The sequence below is a fragment of the Aquihabitans sp. G128 genome (assembly GCF_019048865.1).
Taxonomy (GTDB): domain Bacteria; phylum Actinomycetota; class Acidimicrobiia; order Acidimicrobiales; family Iamiaceae; genus Aquihabitans.
On record NZ_CP077604.1, the window covers coordinates 1,980,990 to 1,995,238 of the forward strand.

General features: G+C 72.9%; 13 protein-coding genes and 2 pseudogenes. 6 read left to right on the forward strand and 9 right to left on the reverse strand.

Annotation, left to right across the window (positions count from 1 at the left end; genetic code table 11):
- Nucleotide 1: 1 nt before the first annotated feature.
- Complete coding sequence (locus KSP35_RS09415; RefSeq protein WP_217001216.1) at nucleotides 2-475, forward strand: nuclear transport factor 2 family protein; 474 nt, start codon at nucleotides 2-4, stop codon at nucleotides 473-475.
- Nucleotides 476-502: 27 nt separating this feature from the next.
- On the opposite strand, the pseudogene KSP35_RS09420 reads toward KSP35_RS09415, so the two are convergent.
- Nucleotides 503-1,418, reverse strand: a pseudogene (locus tag KSP35_RS09420) (SDR family oxidoreductase).
- Nucleotides 1,419-1,507: 89 nt separating this feature from the next.
- Here KSP35_RS09420 and KSP35_RS09425 point away from each other — a divergent pair.
- Entirely contained in the window at nucleotides 1,508-2,356 is an 849-nt protein-coding gene (locus tag KSP35_RS09425; RefSeq protein WP_217001218.1) for an LLM class F420-dependent oxidoreductase, read from the forward strand.
- A 40-nt stretch (nucleotides 2,357-2,396) separates the two neighbouring features.
- On the opposite strand, the gene KSP35_RS09430 is transcribed toward KSP35_RS09425, so the two are convergent.
- Together KSP35_RS09430 and KSP35_RS09435 are read right to left on the reverse strand one after the other, a co-directional pair.
- Nucleotides 2,397-2,915 (reverse strand): MOSC domain-containing protein, encoded by a 519-nt coding sequence (locus KSP35_RS09430; protein WP_217001220.1) that lies wholly within the window; start codon nucleotides 2,913-2,915, stop codon nucleotides 2,397-2,399.
- Between the two features lie 166 nt (nucleotides 2,916-3,081).
- Nucleotides 3,082-3,591 carry a CCC motif membrane protein gene (locus tag KSP35_RS09435; protein ID WP_217001222.1) on the reverse strand — a complete coding sequence of 170 codons (510 nt, stop codon included), beginning with the start codon at nucleotides 3,589-3,591 and terminating at the stop codon, nucleotides 3,082-3,084.
- Nucleotides 3,592-3,720: 129 nt separating this feature from the next.
- Between KSP35_RS09435 and KSP35_RS09440 the strand changes: the two genes are divergently transcribed.
- The 4 genes from KSP35_RS09440 to KSP35_RS09455 are packed head-to-tail and all read left to right on the forward strand — an operon-like array spanning nucleotide 3,721 to nucleotide 8,427.
- A complete protein-coding gene (locus KSP35_RS09440) occupies nucleotides 3,721-4,974 on the forward strand; it encodes an NAD(P)/FAD-dependent oxidoreductase (RefSeq protein ID WP_217001224.1) in 1,254 nt (417 codons plus the stop codon).
- Nucleotides 4,971-5,939, forward strand: a complete 969-nt coding sequence (locus tag KSP35_RS09445) for a DUF1365 domain-containing protein (RefSeq protein WP_217001226.1) — start codon at nucleotides 4,971-4,973, stop codon at nucleotides 5,937-5,939. Before KSP35_RS09440 ends, KSP35_RS09445 begins: the two co-directional genes overlap by 4 nt.
- Nucleotides 5,936-7,333, forward strand: coding sequence for a cyclopropane-fatty-acyl-phospholipid synthase family protein (locus KSP35_RS09450; protein WP_217001228.1), 1,398 nt, complete (start codon nucleotides 5,936-5,938; stop codon nucleotides 7,331-7,333). Before KSP35_RS09445 ends, KSP35_RS09450 begins: the two co-directional genes overlap by 4 nt.
- Nucleotides 7,330-8,427 carry a cyclopropane-fatty-acyl-phospholipid synthase family protein gene (locus KSP35_RS09455; RefSeq protein WP_217001229.1) on the forward strand — a complete coding sequence of 366 codons (1,098 nt, stop codon included), beginning with the start codon at nucleotides 7,330-7,332 and terminating at the stop codon, nucleotides 8,425-8,427. Before KSP35_RS09450 ends, KSP35_RS09455 begins: the two co-directional genes overlap by 4 nt.
- Nucleotides 8,428-9,002: 575 nt before the next feature.
- Here KSP35_RS09455 and KSP35_RS09460 read toward each other — a convergent pair.
- The 6 genes and pseudogenes from KSP35_RS09460 to KSP35_RS25755 form a co-directional block, all read right to left on the reverse strand.
- Nucleotides 9,003-9,521 carry a hypothetical protein gene (locus KSP35_RS09460; RefSeq protein WP_217001231.1) on the reverse strand — a complete coding sequence of 173 codons (519 nt, stop codon included), beginning with the start codon at nucleotides 9,519-9,521 and terminating at the stop codon, nucleotides 9,003-9,005.
- Nucleotides 9,518-9,964 (reverse strand): hypothetical protein, encoded by a 447-nt coding sequence (locus tag KSP35_RS09465; protein WP_217001232.1) that lies wholly within the window; start codon nucleotides 9,962-9,964, stop codon nucleotides 9,518-9,520. Before KSP35_RS09465 ends, KSP35_RS09460 begins: the two co-directional genes overlap by 4 nt.
- A gap of 436 nt (nucleotides 9,965-10,400) precedes the next feature.
- Nucleotides 10,401-11,552, reverse strand: coding sequence for an acetyl-CoA C-acetyltransferase (locus KSP35_RS09470; protein ID WP_217001234.1), 1,152 nt, complete (start codon nucleotides 11,550-11,552; stop codon nucleotides 10,401-10,403).
- 35 nt (nucleotides 11,553-11,587) lie between these two features.
- Nucleotides 11,588-11,866 carry a hypothetical protein gene (locus tag KSP35_RS09475; protein WP_217002335.1) on the reverse strand — a complete coding sequence of 93 codons (279 nt, stop codon included), beginning with the start codon at nucleotides 11,864-11,866 and terminating at the stop codon, nucleotides 11,588-11,590.
- Between the two features lie 59 nt (nucleotides 11,867-11,925).
- Nucleotides 11,926-13,005 carry an acyl-CoA dehydrogenase family protein gene (locus KSP35_RS09480; RefSeq protein WP_217001236.1) on the reverse strand — a complete coding sequence of 360 codons (1,080 nt, stop codon included), beginning with the start codon at nucleotides 13,003-13,005 and terminating at the stop codon, nucleotides 11,926-11,928.
- Nucleotides 13,006-13,014: 9 nt separating this feature from the next.
- Nucleotides 13,015-14,197, reverse strand: a pseudogene (locus tag KSP35_RS25755) (acyl-CoA dehydrogenase family protein).
- Between the last annotated feature and the right edge of the window lie 52 nt (nucleotides 14,198-14,249).

A 14,249-nucleotide genomic window follows, 5' to 3' on the forward strand; every position in this document is an offset into this window, starting at 1 on the left:
GATGGCGTTCGACCGAGACGAGATCCAGGCGGCCTTCGACCGCTACCAGGCGGCGGCCAACGAGGCGGGCCGCACCGGCGACTGGGGCCCCTGGGTCGACTGCTTCACGCCCGACCTGCACTACGTCGAGCACCTCTACGGCGAGTTCCACGGGCGCGAGGCCGTGCTGGCGTGGATCACCGACACGATGACCGTGTGGCCCTTCACCCAGATGCAGCTGTTCCCGTGGGACTGGTACACGATCGACGCGGAACAGGGCTGGATCGTCGGCCAGGTGGAGAACCGCTTCGTCGACCCGGGCGACGGCGAGGTCTACGAGGGCGCCAACTGGACCCGGCTGGTCTACGCCGGCGACGGGCTGTTCGCCTCCGAGGAGGACGTCTACAACCCGGCCCACTTCGCCCCGCCGGTGAAGGCGTGGCTGGCGGCCTACGCCGCCCACCACCCCGAGGCCCCGAACGGCCCCGAGGCCTGAGCCACCAGCGCTTCGGCGACCCCGGCCCTACTGGGCGCCGTAGACGGGCGTGGGCGCCGGGGCGTCGGCGAGCAGCTTGGTGACCGCCGCGCCGACGTCGATCGGCTCCCAGCGGGCGCCGTTGTCGATGACGGTGCCGTGGCGCCAGCCGTCGGCCACCGAGACCTTGCCGGCCTCGACCTCGAACACCCGACCGGTGACGCCGGCCGAGTCGCTCGAGCCGAGCCAGGCCACCAGGGGAGCCACGTTGTCGGCCGCCATGGCGTCGAAGGCGTTCGGGTCCTCGGGCTTGGCCATGTCACCCGCGAAGACCTGCTCGGTCATGCGGGTGCGCGCCGCCGGGGCGATGGCGTTGGCCGTGATGCCGTAGCGGCCCAGCTCGGCCGCCTGCACGAGGGTCAGCGAGATGATGCCGCCCTTGGCCGCGGAGTACGCGGCCTGGCCGACCGAGCCCATGAGGCCGGCGCCGGAGGTGGTGTTGATGATGCGGGCGTCGACCGCTTCGCCGGCCTTGGCCTGGTCCCGCCAGTAGGAGGCGGCGTGGCGCGAGGTGGCGAAGTGGCCCTTGAGGTGGACCTGCATGGTGAGGTCCCACTCGTCCTCGGTGGCGTTGGCGAACATGCGGTCGCGCACGACCCCGGCGTTGTTGACCACCACGTCGAGCCGGCCGAAGGCGTCGATGGCGGTCCTGACGAGGTCGGCCCCGCCGTCCCAGGTGGAGATGTCGGCGCCGTTGGCGACGGCCTCGCCGCCCGCGGAGCGGATCTCCTCGACGACCTCCCCGGCCGGGCCGGTGGACCCGCCGGACCCGTCGAGCTCGGCCCCGATGTCGTTCACGACCACCTTGGCGCCCTGCCGGGCGAACTTCGAGGGCGTGGCCGCGGCCGATGCCCCGTCCCGCTCCGGTGATGACGACCACGCGCCCGTCGCAGATGTACCCCATGGAACTCACACCTTCCGGTCCGCGGGCGACGCCCGCACGGGGTCGCGGCCGCTGGTTTCTGACGAGGCGTCAGATTAGCGTCTCGGCCCATGGACCTCGGCCTGACCCTCTTCCTCACCGACACGAGCATCACGCCGGTCGAGCTGGCCCGGGAGGCCGAGGACCGGGGCTACACGTCGCTCTGGGTGCCCGAGCACACCCACATCCCCACCAGCCGCCGCACCCCCGCCCCCATGGGCGAGCCCATCGCCTACGAGTACCTCCACTCGCTCGACCCGTTCGTGGCCATGGCCCAGATCACCGCCGTCACCCAGGAGCTCCGGGTGGGCACCGGGATCGCCCTGCTCGCCGAGCGCGACCCGATCGTCACCGCCAAGGAGGTAGCCACCCTCGACCACCTGTCCGACGGGCGGCTCAGCCTGGGCATCGGCTACGGGTGGAACATCGAGGAGCTCGAGAACCACGGCGGTTCCAAGAAGACCCGGCGCGCCGTGGTGCGCGAGCGGGTGCTCGCCATGCAGGCCCTGTGGGGCGAGGAACGGGCCGAGTTCCACGGCGAGCACGTGCACCTCGATGAGGCGTGGGCCTGGCCCAAGCCGAAGCAGCAGGTCCGCGGTCGCACCGGGGTCCCGGTGCTGGTCGGCGGCGCCCCCGGCCCGATCCTCTTCGAGCACATCGCCGAGTTCGCCGACGGCTGGATCCCGGTGGGCGGCGCCGGCGTCGCCGCCGCCATGGAGGAGCTGCACGCCGCGGCCCGCAAGGTCGACCGGGACCCCGCCGAGCTCACCGTGATCCCGTTCGGCACCCTCCCGGACCAGGGCAAGCTCGACCACTACGAGTCGCTCGGCATCACCGAGACCGTGCTGCGCCTGCCGGCTGCGGGTCGCGACGAGGTCCTCCGCGCCCTCGACTCGTTCGAGCCGTTCCTCACCCGCTGATCGAGCCGTCGGGCGCTCGAGCGTCAGCGGTCGGGCGCGCTCAGCCGTCGGGGCCGAGGTGGACGACCGGGCTGCCGACCGCGATGGTCCCCGCCACCTCGACGCTGGCGTTCCAGCCGCCGTGGCCGCGCATGGCGTTGTAGCCCCCGGGCCCGAGGGCCTCCTCCATCCGCGAGCAGGGGTCGCACGGCGAGGTGAGGGCCAGCACGACGTCGCCGACCCGGATGCGGCGCCCCTTCAGCGCCAGCAGGTTGATGCCCGAGACCACCACGTTCCGACGCAGGACGGCCGGGTCGAGCGCATCGACGCCGGCGAGCGCGGCGATGACGGGCAGGTGCTCGGCCTGGATGAGGGTGACCTGGCGGCGGTGCCGGCCGCCGGCACGTGGCGTCCACCGGTCGCCCACCAAGCCCCGACCCACCTCGGCCGCCACCTCGTCGACGACGACCACCGGCTCGCGCCGAGCGGGGCGCAGGCCGATCCACTCGACCCGCCCGTCCCGCGGGAACGTCCCCAGCAGGCGGCCGAGGCGGGAGTCGGGGTCGGGAGCCGTCGGCACCCGGCCACGGTAGGCGCCACCGCCCGACCGTCCGCCCGCCCCACCCCGGCGACCAACCAATTCTGCGACCAAAGCAACCCCCACCCGTTCTGGTCGCGAACCCCGTCGACCCCGGACCCGCACCGCGACCAGAGCCCGAACGCCGCGTTCAGGTCGCCGACGACGCTCAGCTGGAGGTGTCGGGCGAGAAGGCGAAGAAGGCGAAGAACACCACCAGGGCGAGCACGCTCAGGGCCAGCAGCGCGGTGGCGACGATGCCGCAGATGCGTCCGGTCTGCACCGACCCGCGGTTGCTGTAGGCGCTCGGGTTGGCGTCGATCTCCTTGATCGCCGTGTTGCCCATGATCCAGGCCACCGGCCCGAGGAAGATCCCGACGCCGCAGATGAACGTGAAGACCAGGCTGCAGATGCCGAGCACGAGGATCGTGGTGCCCTGCGGGTGCTCGCGCCCGTAGGTGTAGCTGCCGTAGCCGTACTGCGGCTGGGGCCCGTAGCCGTAGCCCGGCTGCTGCCCGTAGGTGGGCGGCCCGTAGCTCGGCGGCGGCCCGTAGCCAGCCGGCTGGCCGGCGGTGGGCGGCGGCCCGTAGGCGGGCGGCGGCTCGGCGCCGGGCTGGCCGGTGCCGCCCGGCTGCTCACCGGCCGGAGGCCACTCGCCTCCTGGTGGGACGTCGCTCATGTCCGTGCTCCCTGGGTCGCCTGGCGCCAGCGTAGGCACGTGGGCCGGATGGCCCGGTCTGTCATCCGATCGTGTGGGCAGATCCGTACCCCGTCCGACCCCGAAGCTCCTCGAAGGCCACCAGGAACCGTGCGCATCGCCATCATCGGATCGGGCATCTCCGGTCTCACCGCCGCCCACCGGCTGCACCCCAGGCACGAGGTGACGGTCTACGAGGCCGACCGGCGCATCGGGGGCCACGCCAACACGGTGCGGGCGTCGCTCGACGACGGCGAGTTCGACGTCGACACCGGGTTCATCGTCTACAACCACCGCAACTACCCCGTCTTCACCCGGCTGCTGGTCGAGCTCGGCGTCGAGACCCAGCCGAGCGACATGTCCCTGGCCGTGCGCGACGAGCGCAACGACCTCGAGTGGGGCACCAACCTCTCCCGCCTCTTCTCGCAGCGACGGAACCTGGCCAGCCCGGCCTTCGTGTCGATGATCGGCGAGGTGCTCCGCTGGAACCGGCTGGGCCAGCGGGTGCTGGCCGGCAAGGTCGACGTCGACGAGCTCACCCCGGTCGGCGACGTGCTGGCCCGACGGCACTTCTCCCAGCGCTTCTTCGACTGGTACCTGATCCCCCTCGCCGCCGCGATCTGGTCGGCCGACCCGGTCACCGTCGACCGCTTCCCGATCGCCACGTTCTGCCGCTTCCTCGACAACCACGGGATGCTGTCGCTGGGCGAGCGACCGGAGTGGCGCACCGTCACCGGCGGCTCCCAGCGCTACGTGGCCGCCCTCACGGCCCCCTTCGCCGAGCGCATCCGCACCAGCACGCCGGTCACCGCGGTGGAGCGCCACGCCGACGGGATCGACGTGCGCACCGCCGCCGACCCGGGCGGCACGACGTTCGACCGGGTGGTGCTGGCCACGCACTCGGACCAGGCGCTGCGCCTGCTGTCGGACGCCGACCCCGCCGAGAAGGAGGTGGCCGGTGCGGTGCGCTACCAGCACAACGTGGCGACGCTGCACACCGACCGCTCGATGCTCCCCCGCAACGAGCGGACGTGGGCCAGCTGGAACGTGCAGGTCCTGCCCGGCGAGCAGCGTCGGGTGGCGATGACGTACCACATGAACCGGCTGCAGTCGCTCGAGAGCCGCCACCAGATCTGCGTCACGCTCAACCGCCACGAGGACATCGACCCGGCCACCGTGATCGACCGGATCGACTACGAGCACCCCGTCTTCGACGCCGGCGCCATCGCCGCGCAACGGCGGCGCGACGAGCTCCAGGGCCGGGGCGGCCTCTTCTGGGCCGGCGCCTGGTGGGGCTACGGCTTCCACGAGGACGGTGCCCGGTCGGGGGCCGAGGTGGCCCACGCCATCGAGGCCGGCGCGTGACCGACCTGGCTGCCGCCCCCGGGGCTGCGGCACCGGCGACCTCTGGCCGCGCACCCGACGCCGTCCCCACCTCGCTCGACCGCCGCGACCCGGGGACCGGGCTGGTCAGCGCCCTCTACGAGGGGACGCTCCACCACGCCCGGCTCGACGCCACCCGGCACGGCTTCTCCTACGACGTGCTCATGGCCTACCTCGCCCTCGAGGAGCTCCCCGGCGCCCTCGATGCGCACCCGCTCTGGTCGGCCCGCCACGCGGCGCCGATCCGGTTCCGCCGGGAGGACTTCCACGGCTCCCCCGGCGTACCGCTCGAAGACGCCGTGCGCCACACCGTCGCCGAGCAGACCGGTCGGCGTCCGACCGGGCCCATCCGCCTCCTCGCCCACCTCCGGACCTGGGGCTGGTCGTTCAACCCGATCGCCTTCTACTTCGTGCTCACCCCCGACGGCACCGAGGTCGACACGCTGGTCGCCGAGGTGACCAACACGCCGTGGCACGAGCGCCACGCCTACGTCCTCCCCGTCGGTGCCGCCGCCCTGGCCGAGGCGCGCTTCGCCAAGGCCCTGCACGTGTCGCCGTTCATGGACCTCGACCTCGACCACTCGCTGCGCAGCACCGAGCCGGGCGCCGAGCGGCTGACCATCGGCATGGACGACTGGCGGGGCGACGAGCGCACCTTCGCCGCCACCCTCCGCCTGCACCGCCTGCCCCTCGACCGGGCGACGATGGGCGCCGCCCTGCGCCGCCACCCGCTGCCGGCCCAGAAGGTCTCCGCCGGCATCTACTGGGAGGCCCTGAAGCTCCGCGCCAAGGGGGCGCCGTTCCGCCGCCACCCGGGCCCGGTCGACGGCTCGACCGCCGCCGCTCCCGGGTCGTCCAGCGGCGCCACCTGTCCCGTACACCACCCGAACGCCAGCACCACCGACACCGCCGGCACCAGCCGGACGCCCGCAAGGAGCCACCCGTGACCTCGATCATCTCGCCTGCCTTCTCCGGGGGCTCCGAGGCCGACGACGACCGGCCCCGGACCCCGTCCGCCGGAACCCGGCTCCGTGAGGCCACCCAGGCCTCCCGCTCGAACCGCCACGCCGGCGCCATCAACCCGATCGCCGTCCGCCCCGCCCCCCGCAAGGAGGGCGCTGCCGATCGAGCGGCCCGCAAGGTGCTGCAGACGCTGCTGGCACGCCTCGATGGCGGGCGACTGACGGTCATCGAGGCCGACGGCACCGTCACCTCCTACGGCGCGGTGACCGGCCCGACCGGCATCGACGTGACGGTGCACCTCCACACCCCGGCGGTGTGGAAGGAGGTCGCCCTCAAGGCCTCCCGTGGCCTCGGCGAGAGCTACATCGACGGCTGGTGGACCACCGACGACCTGGTGGGCCTGGTCCAGCTGCTCATCCGCAACCTCGACGGCTTCGACGACATCCGCAACCGGTGGAACCGCACGACGGCGCCGGTGGCCGACGTCGTCCGCCGCCTCCGCCCGGCCAGCAAGAGCCGGGACAAGCGCGAGATCGCCGCCCACTACGACCTCGGCAACGACTTCTTCGAGCTCTTCCTCGACCCCACCATGGCCTACTCCTGCGGCCTCTTCGACGGGATCGAGACCTCGCTCGAGGACGCCCAGAAGGCCAAGTTCGACCGGCTCCTGCGCTCGATCGACCTGCAGCCGTCGGACCACCTGGTGGAGATCGGCACCGGTTGGGGCGGCCTCGCCGTCCACGCCGCCCAGCAGTTCGGGGCCCGGGTCACCACCTGCACGATCAGCGAGGAGCAGCACCGCCACGCCACCGAGCTGGTGGCCCGCCTCGGCCTCACCGACCAGGTGACGGTCCTGCTCAAGGACTACCGGGACCTCACTGGCACCTACGACAAGCTCGTCTCGGTCGAGATGATCGAGGCGGTCGACTGGCGCGACCAGCAGACCTTCTTCAAGACCTGCAACCAGCTGCTGGTGCCCGAGGGCCGCATGGCGCTCCAGGCCATCACCGTCGCCGACAGCCGCTTCGACCGGGTGCGCAACAGCGAGGACTTCATCAAGGCCTTCGTCTTCCCCGGCTCGTGCATCCCTTCGGTCGACGCCATCACCCGGGTGTCGGCCAAGGCCGGCGACTTCTGGCTGACCCAGCTCGACGAGTTCCCACAGCACTACGCCGAGACCCTGCACCGCTGGCGCGACGCCCTCTTCGCCTCCGAGGACGAGGCCCGGGCCCGCGGCTACGGCGACGCCCTGCTCCGCCTCTGGGACTTCTACCTCGCCTACTGCGAGGGCGCCTACCGCGAGCGCTACGTCTCGCTGGTCCAGTGCGTCCTGGCCCGCGCGGGCTACGTCCCCACCGACCTGGAGGTCCGGCCGTGAGCGCCGACGCCAACGCCAAGCCCGCCAAGCTGCCCACCCCCCTGGGCTTCCGCCTCCTGGACTGGGGCCTGGTGCCCGACCCGGCCCTGCGCCTGGTCTGCACCCTGCGCACGCGAAACCGCCTGAAGGTCGAGCGCGCCGGCACCATCGACGACCGCAGCGAGCGCAAGCGGCGCATGCGCGAGGACCTGTCGAAGGGCGCGGTGGCCACCCACACCGCCGAGGCCAACTCGCAGCACTACGAGGTGCCCACCGCCTTCTACGACCACGTGCTCGGCGCCCGTCGCAAGTACTCGTCGTGCTACTTCCCCAACGGCGACGAGACCCTCGACGAGGCCGAGGTGGCCATGCTCGAGCTCTACGGCGAACGGGCCGGCCTCACCGACGGCCAGCGCATCCTCGAGCTCGGCTGCGGCTGGGGCTCGTTCTGCCTCTGGGCCGCCGAGCGGTACCCGGCCAGCGAGATCGTGACCGTCTCGAACTCCCGCACCCAGCGCCAGTTCATCGAGGGCGAGGCCGCCCGCCTGGGCCTCACCAACCTGACCGTGCTCACCGACGACATCACCACCTTCGACCCGGCCGACCACGGCGAGCCCGGGCCCTTCGACCGCATCGTGTCGGTGGAGATGCTCGAGCACGTCCGCAACCACGAGCAGCTCTTCGGCCGCATCTCGCGCTGGCTGGCCCCCGACGGCCGCTTCTTCACCCACATCTTCACCGGCGCCGACGTCGGCTTCCGCTACGACGCCGACGACCCCCGCGACTGGATGGGCCGCTACTTCTTCTCCGGCGGGATCATGCCGAGCGACGACCTCTTCCTGCACCTCCAGGGCGACCTGGTCTGCACCGACCACTGGCAGCTCAGCGGCGTGCACTACGAGAAGACCGCCAACGCCTGGATCGACAACCTCAACGCCAACAAGGCCGAGGTCCTCGCCGTGCTCGCCGCCGACGGCGGGGCCCGCCACGCCAAGGTCTGGTTCCGCCGCTGGACGGCCTTCTTCATGGGCTGCGCCCAGCTCTGGGGCTACCGCGACGGCCAGGACTTCGGCGTCAGCCACTACCTCTTCGCCCCTCGCCCTCGCGTCGACTGACCCCCCCCCTGCCTCCTGCCGGCCCGGGCGGGCCCGCCCGCTTCCCGTGCGACCAGAACGTGCGAACGGGGCTCTGGTCGCACGTCACGTCTGCCGACGACCCCCGGCGCGACCAAAGCACTCGGCCGGCGTTCTGATCGCAGATCACGTCGACTGCGCCGCTTGCGACCAAAACCTTCGGCCGACGTTCCGGTCGCAGCACGCCCTCGCTGACGACACCCGACGCAACCAGAGCACTCGCCCGGCGTTCTGGTCGCAGATCAGGTCGACTGCGCCGCTTGCGACCAGAACCTTGGCCGACGCTCCGGTCGCAGCACGCCCTCGCTGACGACACCCGACGCAACCAGAGCACTCGGCCGGCGTTCTGGTCGCAGATCAGGTCGACTGCGCCGCTTGCGACCAGAGCACTCGACCAGCGTTCCGGTCGCCGCACGCGCTCGCTGACGACACCCGACGCAACCAGAGCACTCGGCCGGCGTTCTGGTCGCCGCACGCGCTCGCTGACGACACCCGACGCAACCAGAGCACTCGGCCGGCGTTCTGGTCGCAGATCAGGTCGACCGCGAAGCGACGTGTCAGAAGGTGGTGGGGGCGGCTGACGGCGACCCGGTGCGACGAGGGGTGGTCCGGCTGCCCGCTCGGGTGGTGAGCGCCGGCCAGGCCACCGACGCCGCCAGGGCGGCGGCGAGCAGGCCGACCAGGGCGCCGGCGGTCTGGCCGTCGACCGCGGCGCGCACCGACACGAAGGCCAGGGCCGCCGAGCTGGCCTGCACGGCGAGCACGGACCCCCGGCTGCGGCGGCGAGACGCCCAGCCCAGGGCGATCGCCGCCGGGACGAGGGCGATGCGGGCATCGGCCTCGTAGCCCCGGGCGGCGCCGGCCGGCGTGCCGGGGATGTAGTAGCCGACCTGGTAGGTGCCCGGAGAGCAGTCGAGGTAGCCGTCGTAGGTCGAGGTGCAGAGGCCCGGCATGACGTAGCCCGGGCTGGTGTACCCGGTGCTCCCGGCGGTGGCCGCCCATCCCAGGCCGAGCGAGAACACGACCAGGCCGGCGGCCACGAGCAGCCGCACCTTCGGTCCGATCGGGGAGGTCACCAGGTCTGGCCGGCGGCTGCGGGATCGGTGGGGCGTCCGGGCGCCAGCCAGGCCGCCGCTGCGCCGGCGGCGACGCCCACGGTGGCGGCGAACGAGACGTTCTGGCTGATGGACGGGAGCACGAACAGGACCCAGAACGCGACCAGCCCGGCGGCGCCGGCCACGCCGATGCGCCAGGCCAGCTCGCTCTTCAGGTTGAGCTGGTCACGGACGGCCGGAGCGAGGGTGAGCACGGCGGCGAAGATGGCGAACCCGGCCCAGACCCCGATCCGGCCCCACCCGTTGTCGCCGTCCTCCTTCAGCGAGACGGCGAGGGCGATGGCGATGACCGACACCCCGGCCCACAGCGCGCTCGACCCGAGGCTGATGCTGCTCCCCGACGGCGCCGGCGCGACCGGGCCGCCGTAGCCCGGGGGCGGCCCGTACCCAGGGGGCGGTCCCACCGGCGCCTGGCTCGGCTGCCGCGCCTGGCCGGGAGCCGCGTGGCCGGGCGACGGCTGGCCGGGTGCGGGCTGCCACCCGGGCGGCGGTCCGGCGGGGGCGGTGGGTGCGGCGGCGGGGTTCGGCGGTGGGACGGGAGCGTCGGACATGGCGCTTGCCGTACCCGCGCCCCCCGGCCCTCAATCGGACGAACCGCCCGAACGACCCCATCCTCCCGAACGACCGCTGCCAGTTCCGTCGGGAGCACACGTCGCCCGACGACACCGTACCCCGACAGGACCGACGACCCACCCCACACCGACGTTCCGTCGGGAGCACACGTCGCCCGACGACACCGAACCCCGACAGGACCGACGACCCACCCCACACCGACGTTCCGTCGGGAGCACACGTCGCCCACCGACGCCGATCCCCGACAGGACGAGGGACCCGATGCGGTCAGCCCAGGCGCTCGATGATGGTGACGTTGGCCTGGCCGCCGCCCTCGCACATGGTCTGGAGGCCGTAGCGGCCGCCCGTCTGCTCGAGGTGGTTCAGCAGGGTCGTCATGAGCCGGGCGCCGGTGGCGCCGAGCGGGTGGCCGAGGGCGATGGCGCCGCCGTTGGGGTTGACGGTGGCCATGTCGGGCTGGAGCTCCTTGGCCCAGGCCAGCACCACCGAGGCGAACGCCTCGTTGATCTCGACGGCGTCGATGTCGGCCATGGTCAGGCCGGTCTTCTCGAGCGCGTAGCGGGTGGCGGGGATGGGCGCCGAGAGCATGAAGATGGGGTCGTCGCCCCGCACGCTCATGTGGTGGATGCGGGCCCGCGGCGTGAGGCCGTGGTCCTTCACGGCCTGCTCCGAGGCGATGAGGATCGAGGCCGAGGCGTCGCTGATCTGGCTGGCCATGGCGGCGGTGATGCGGCCGTCGGGCACGAGCGTCTTGAGGGAGCGGATCTTCTCCCACTTGGGCTCGCGGGGGCCCTCGTCGCGATCGAGGCCGTTCAGGGGCGTGATCTCCGACTCGAACAGGCCGTTGGCCTGGGCCTTGAGCGCCCGGGTGTGGGACTCGACGGCGAACTGCTCCATGTCGTCCCGGGAGATCTCCCACTTCTCGGCGATGAGCTCGGCGCCGCGGAACTGGCTGACCTCCTGGGTGCCGTAGCGCTCCACCCAACCGGGCGAGGTGCTGAACGGGTCGGGGAAGCCCAGGTCCGAGGCCAGGGTCATGGCCGAGCTGATCGGGATCTGGCTCATCTGCTGCACGCCGCCGGCCACCACGAGGTCGTTCACGCCGGCCATCACCGCCTGGGCGGCGAAGTGCACGGCCTGCTGGGCCGAGCCGCACTGGCGGTCGACCGTGGTGCCCGGAACGTGCTCGGGACCGCCGGCCACCAGCCAGCAGGTGCGGGCGATGTCGCCGGCCTGGCCGCCGACGGAGTCGACGTTGCCGAAGATGACGTCCTCGACGGCGCCCGGGTCGATGCCCGTGCGCTGCAGCAGCGCCTTGATGGACGCCGCGCCGAGGTCGGCGGGGTGCACGTCGGCGAGCGAGCCGCCTCGCTTGCCCACCGGGGTCCGGACGGCGTCGACGATGTAGGCCTCGGGCATGGCAGCGCTCCTGCGGATCGGGTTCGCCGTCAAACCTAACGCCCCGTCAGGTCCCCACCCCAGGCCGACCACACCATCCTGAACGTGTCGCACTTGTCGACCGTGGCGTCGACCAACTGCGACGAGTTCAGCGGGGTGGGTGCCAGGACCACGAACTTGTCGCACTTGTCGACCCGGGCGTCGGCCAACTGCGACGAGTTCAGCGGGGTGGGTGCCAGGACCACGAACTTGTCGCAGTTGTCGACCCGGGCGTCGGCCAACTGCGACGAGTTCGGCGGGGCCGGGTGCACGAGACCACCACGAACGTGTCGCACTTGTCGACCGTGGCGTCGGCCAACTGCGACGAGCTCGGCGGGGTGGGGGCCCGGGGTGGCTAGATGCCGAGGGCGGTGGCGACGCGGCGACGGTGCCAGGCGGCGTCGCCCCAGGAGCGGACCAGGGCCTCGGCGCGCTTCAGGTAGAGGTGGAGGTCGTACTCCACCGTGTAGCCGATGGCGCCGTGGCACTGGAGGGCCTGGCGGGCGGTGAAGCGGGCGGCGTCGGAGGCCAGGGCCTTGGCCGTGGACACGTCCCGGGAGGCGGTGGGGGCGTCGGTGGCCACCGACCACGCCGCGGCGTAGACCGCTGGGGCCGCGAAGCGCAGCTTCATGGCGGCGTCGGCCAGGTGGTGCTTCACGGCCTGCTGGGAGCCGATGGGCACGCCGAACTGCTTGCGCTCTGCGGCGTAGGCCACGCTCAGGTCGAGCAGCCGGCGGCCGAGGCCGAGCAGCTGGGCGGCGGTGCCGAGGGCGCCGCGGTCGAAGGCCTGCTCGACCTGGTCGGCGGTGCCGAAGCCGGCATCGGCGGTCCAGGCGCCCAGCTGCACCACGTGGCGACCGGCGTCGAGCGTGTCGGCCAGCGTGCGGCGGGCGTCGGGCTTGTCGCCGACGGCGAGGCCGCCCTGCACCCGGCGGGCCACCCACGCCGGGTCGGCGGCCGGCTGGTGGTCGAGGCTGATCAGGTAGGTGACGGCGTCGCCCCACGGCACCAGGGTGGTGGTGAGCGGCAGGGCCGCCGCCTGGCGGCTGCCGTCGAGCAGCTCGGCCAGCACGCCGTGCGGGTCGCCGGTGGCGTCGAGCAGCGGGGCGACCACGCACGCGGTCTCCACGAACGGGTGCGGCAGCGCCGCGTAGCCGGTCTCCTCGGCCAGCAGCACCCAGTCGAGCGGGCCCATTCCCAGGCCGCCGTGCTCCTCGGAGACGGCGATGCCGAGCACGCCCATCTCGGCCAGGTCGGCCCAGACCTTGCCCACGCGGTCGGCATCGGCCCGGGAGCCCTCGCCCTTGCGGGCGCCGTGGGCATCGGTGCCGTCGGGCCACGCGGCCCGCACGACCTCCGGGGCGCACTCCTTGGCCAGCAGGTCGCGGACGGCGTCCCGGAAGGCCAGCTGGTCGTCGGTGAAGGCGAAGCGCATGCCGGAGCCCTACTTCCTCGGGAGGCCGAGGACGCGCTCGGCGGCGATGTTGCGCTGGATCTCGTTGGTGCCCGCGTAGATGGGGCCCGACAGGGCGAACTGCCACCCCTTCGACCACGGGCCGTCGAGCTCGGCCTCGGGGCCGAGCAGGTCGAGGGCGGTCTCGTGCAGCTTCACGTCGAGCTCGGACCACCAGACCTTGGTGAAGCTCGAAGCCGCGCCGGCCGAGCGGCCCTCGGCGTCGTCGGTGACCGTCTGCAGGGTCTGGAGCCGGTAGGCCTCGGCCTCCATCCACCCCTGGACCACCTGGTCCCGCAGGGCGGGGTCGATCAGCTCGGGCGCCTTGGCCCGCTGCTTGTAGAGCTCCACCAGGCGGTCGGCGGTGGCGGTGAAGCGGCCGGGCGAGCGCAGCGTGAGGCCCCGCTCGGAGGACGTGGTGGCCATGGCCACCGACCACCCCTGGCCCTCGCCGCCCAGCACCACGCCACCGGGCACGGCGTCGTCCGGCAGGAACGCACCGTCGAAGAACACCTCGGCGAAGCCCTCGTCGCCGTCGAGCCGGCCGAACCCGCGGACGGTGACGCCCTCGGCCTCGAGCGGCACGAGGAGGTAGGTGAGGCCCTTGTGGCGCTCGCTGCCCGGCTCGGTGCGGAACAGGCCGAAGAGGTGGGTGCAGAACGCCCCCCCGGGTGGTCCAGGTCTTCTGGCCGTCGAGCACCCAGCCGCCACGCTCGTCGTCGCGGGTGGCCTTGCAGGTGAGCGAGGCGAGGTCGGAGCCGGCGTTGGGCTCGCTCCAGCCCTGGCACCACAGGTCCTCGGCCCCGGCCATGCGGGGGAGGATGTGGGCCTGCTGCTCGGGCGTGCCGAACTCGAAGACGGTCGGGGCCAGCAGGAAGATGCCGTTCTGGGTGACCCGCTGCGGACCGCCCGCCCGGTAGTACTCCTCCTCGAAGATCAGCCACTCCCAGCGGCTGGCGGCCCGGCCGCCGAAGGCCTCGGGCCAGGACACCGCGGCGTAGCCGGCGGCGTAGAGGGTGCGCTCCCAGTCGAGGTGCTGGGCGAAGCCCTCGGTGGTGTCGCCCGAGAGGATCCGGTCGTCGTGGCGCTCCCGCCACGCTCCCAGCTCCTGCTCGAGCCACCCGCGCACCTCGGCACGGAAGGCGTCTTCCTCGGCGCTCCAGGTCAGGTCCATACGGCCGCCGAGCGTATCTGACGCCCCGTCAGGTCCCGAAGTCTGGGGCGCG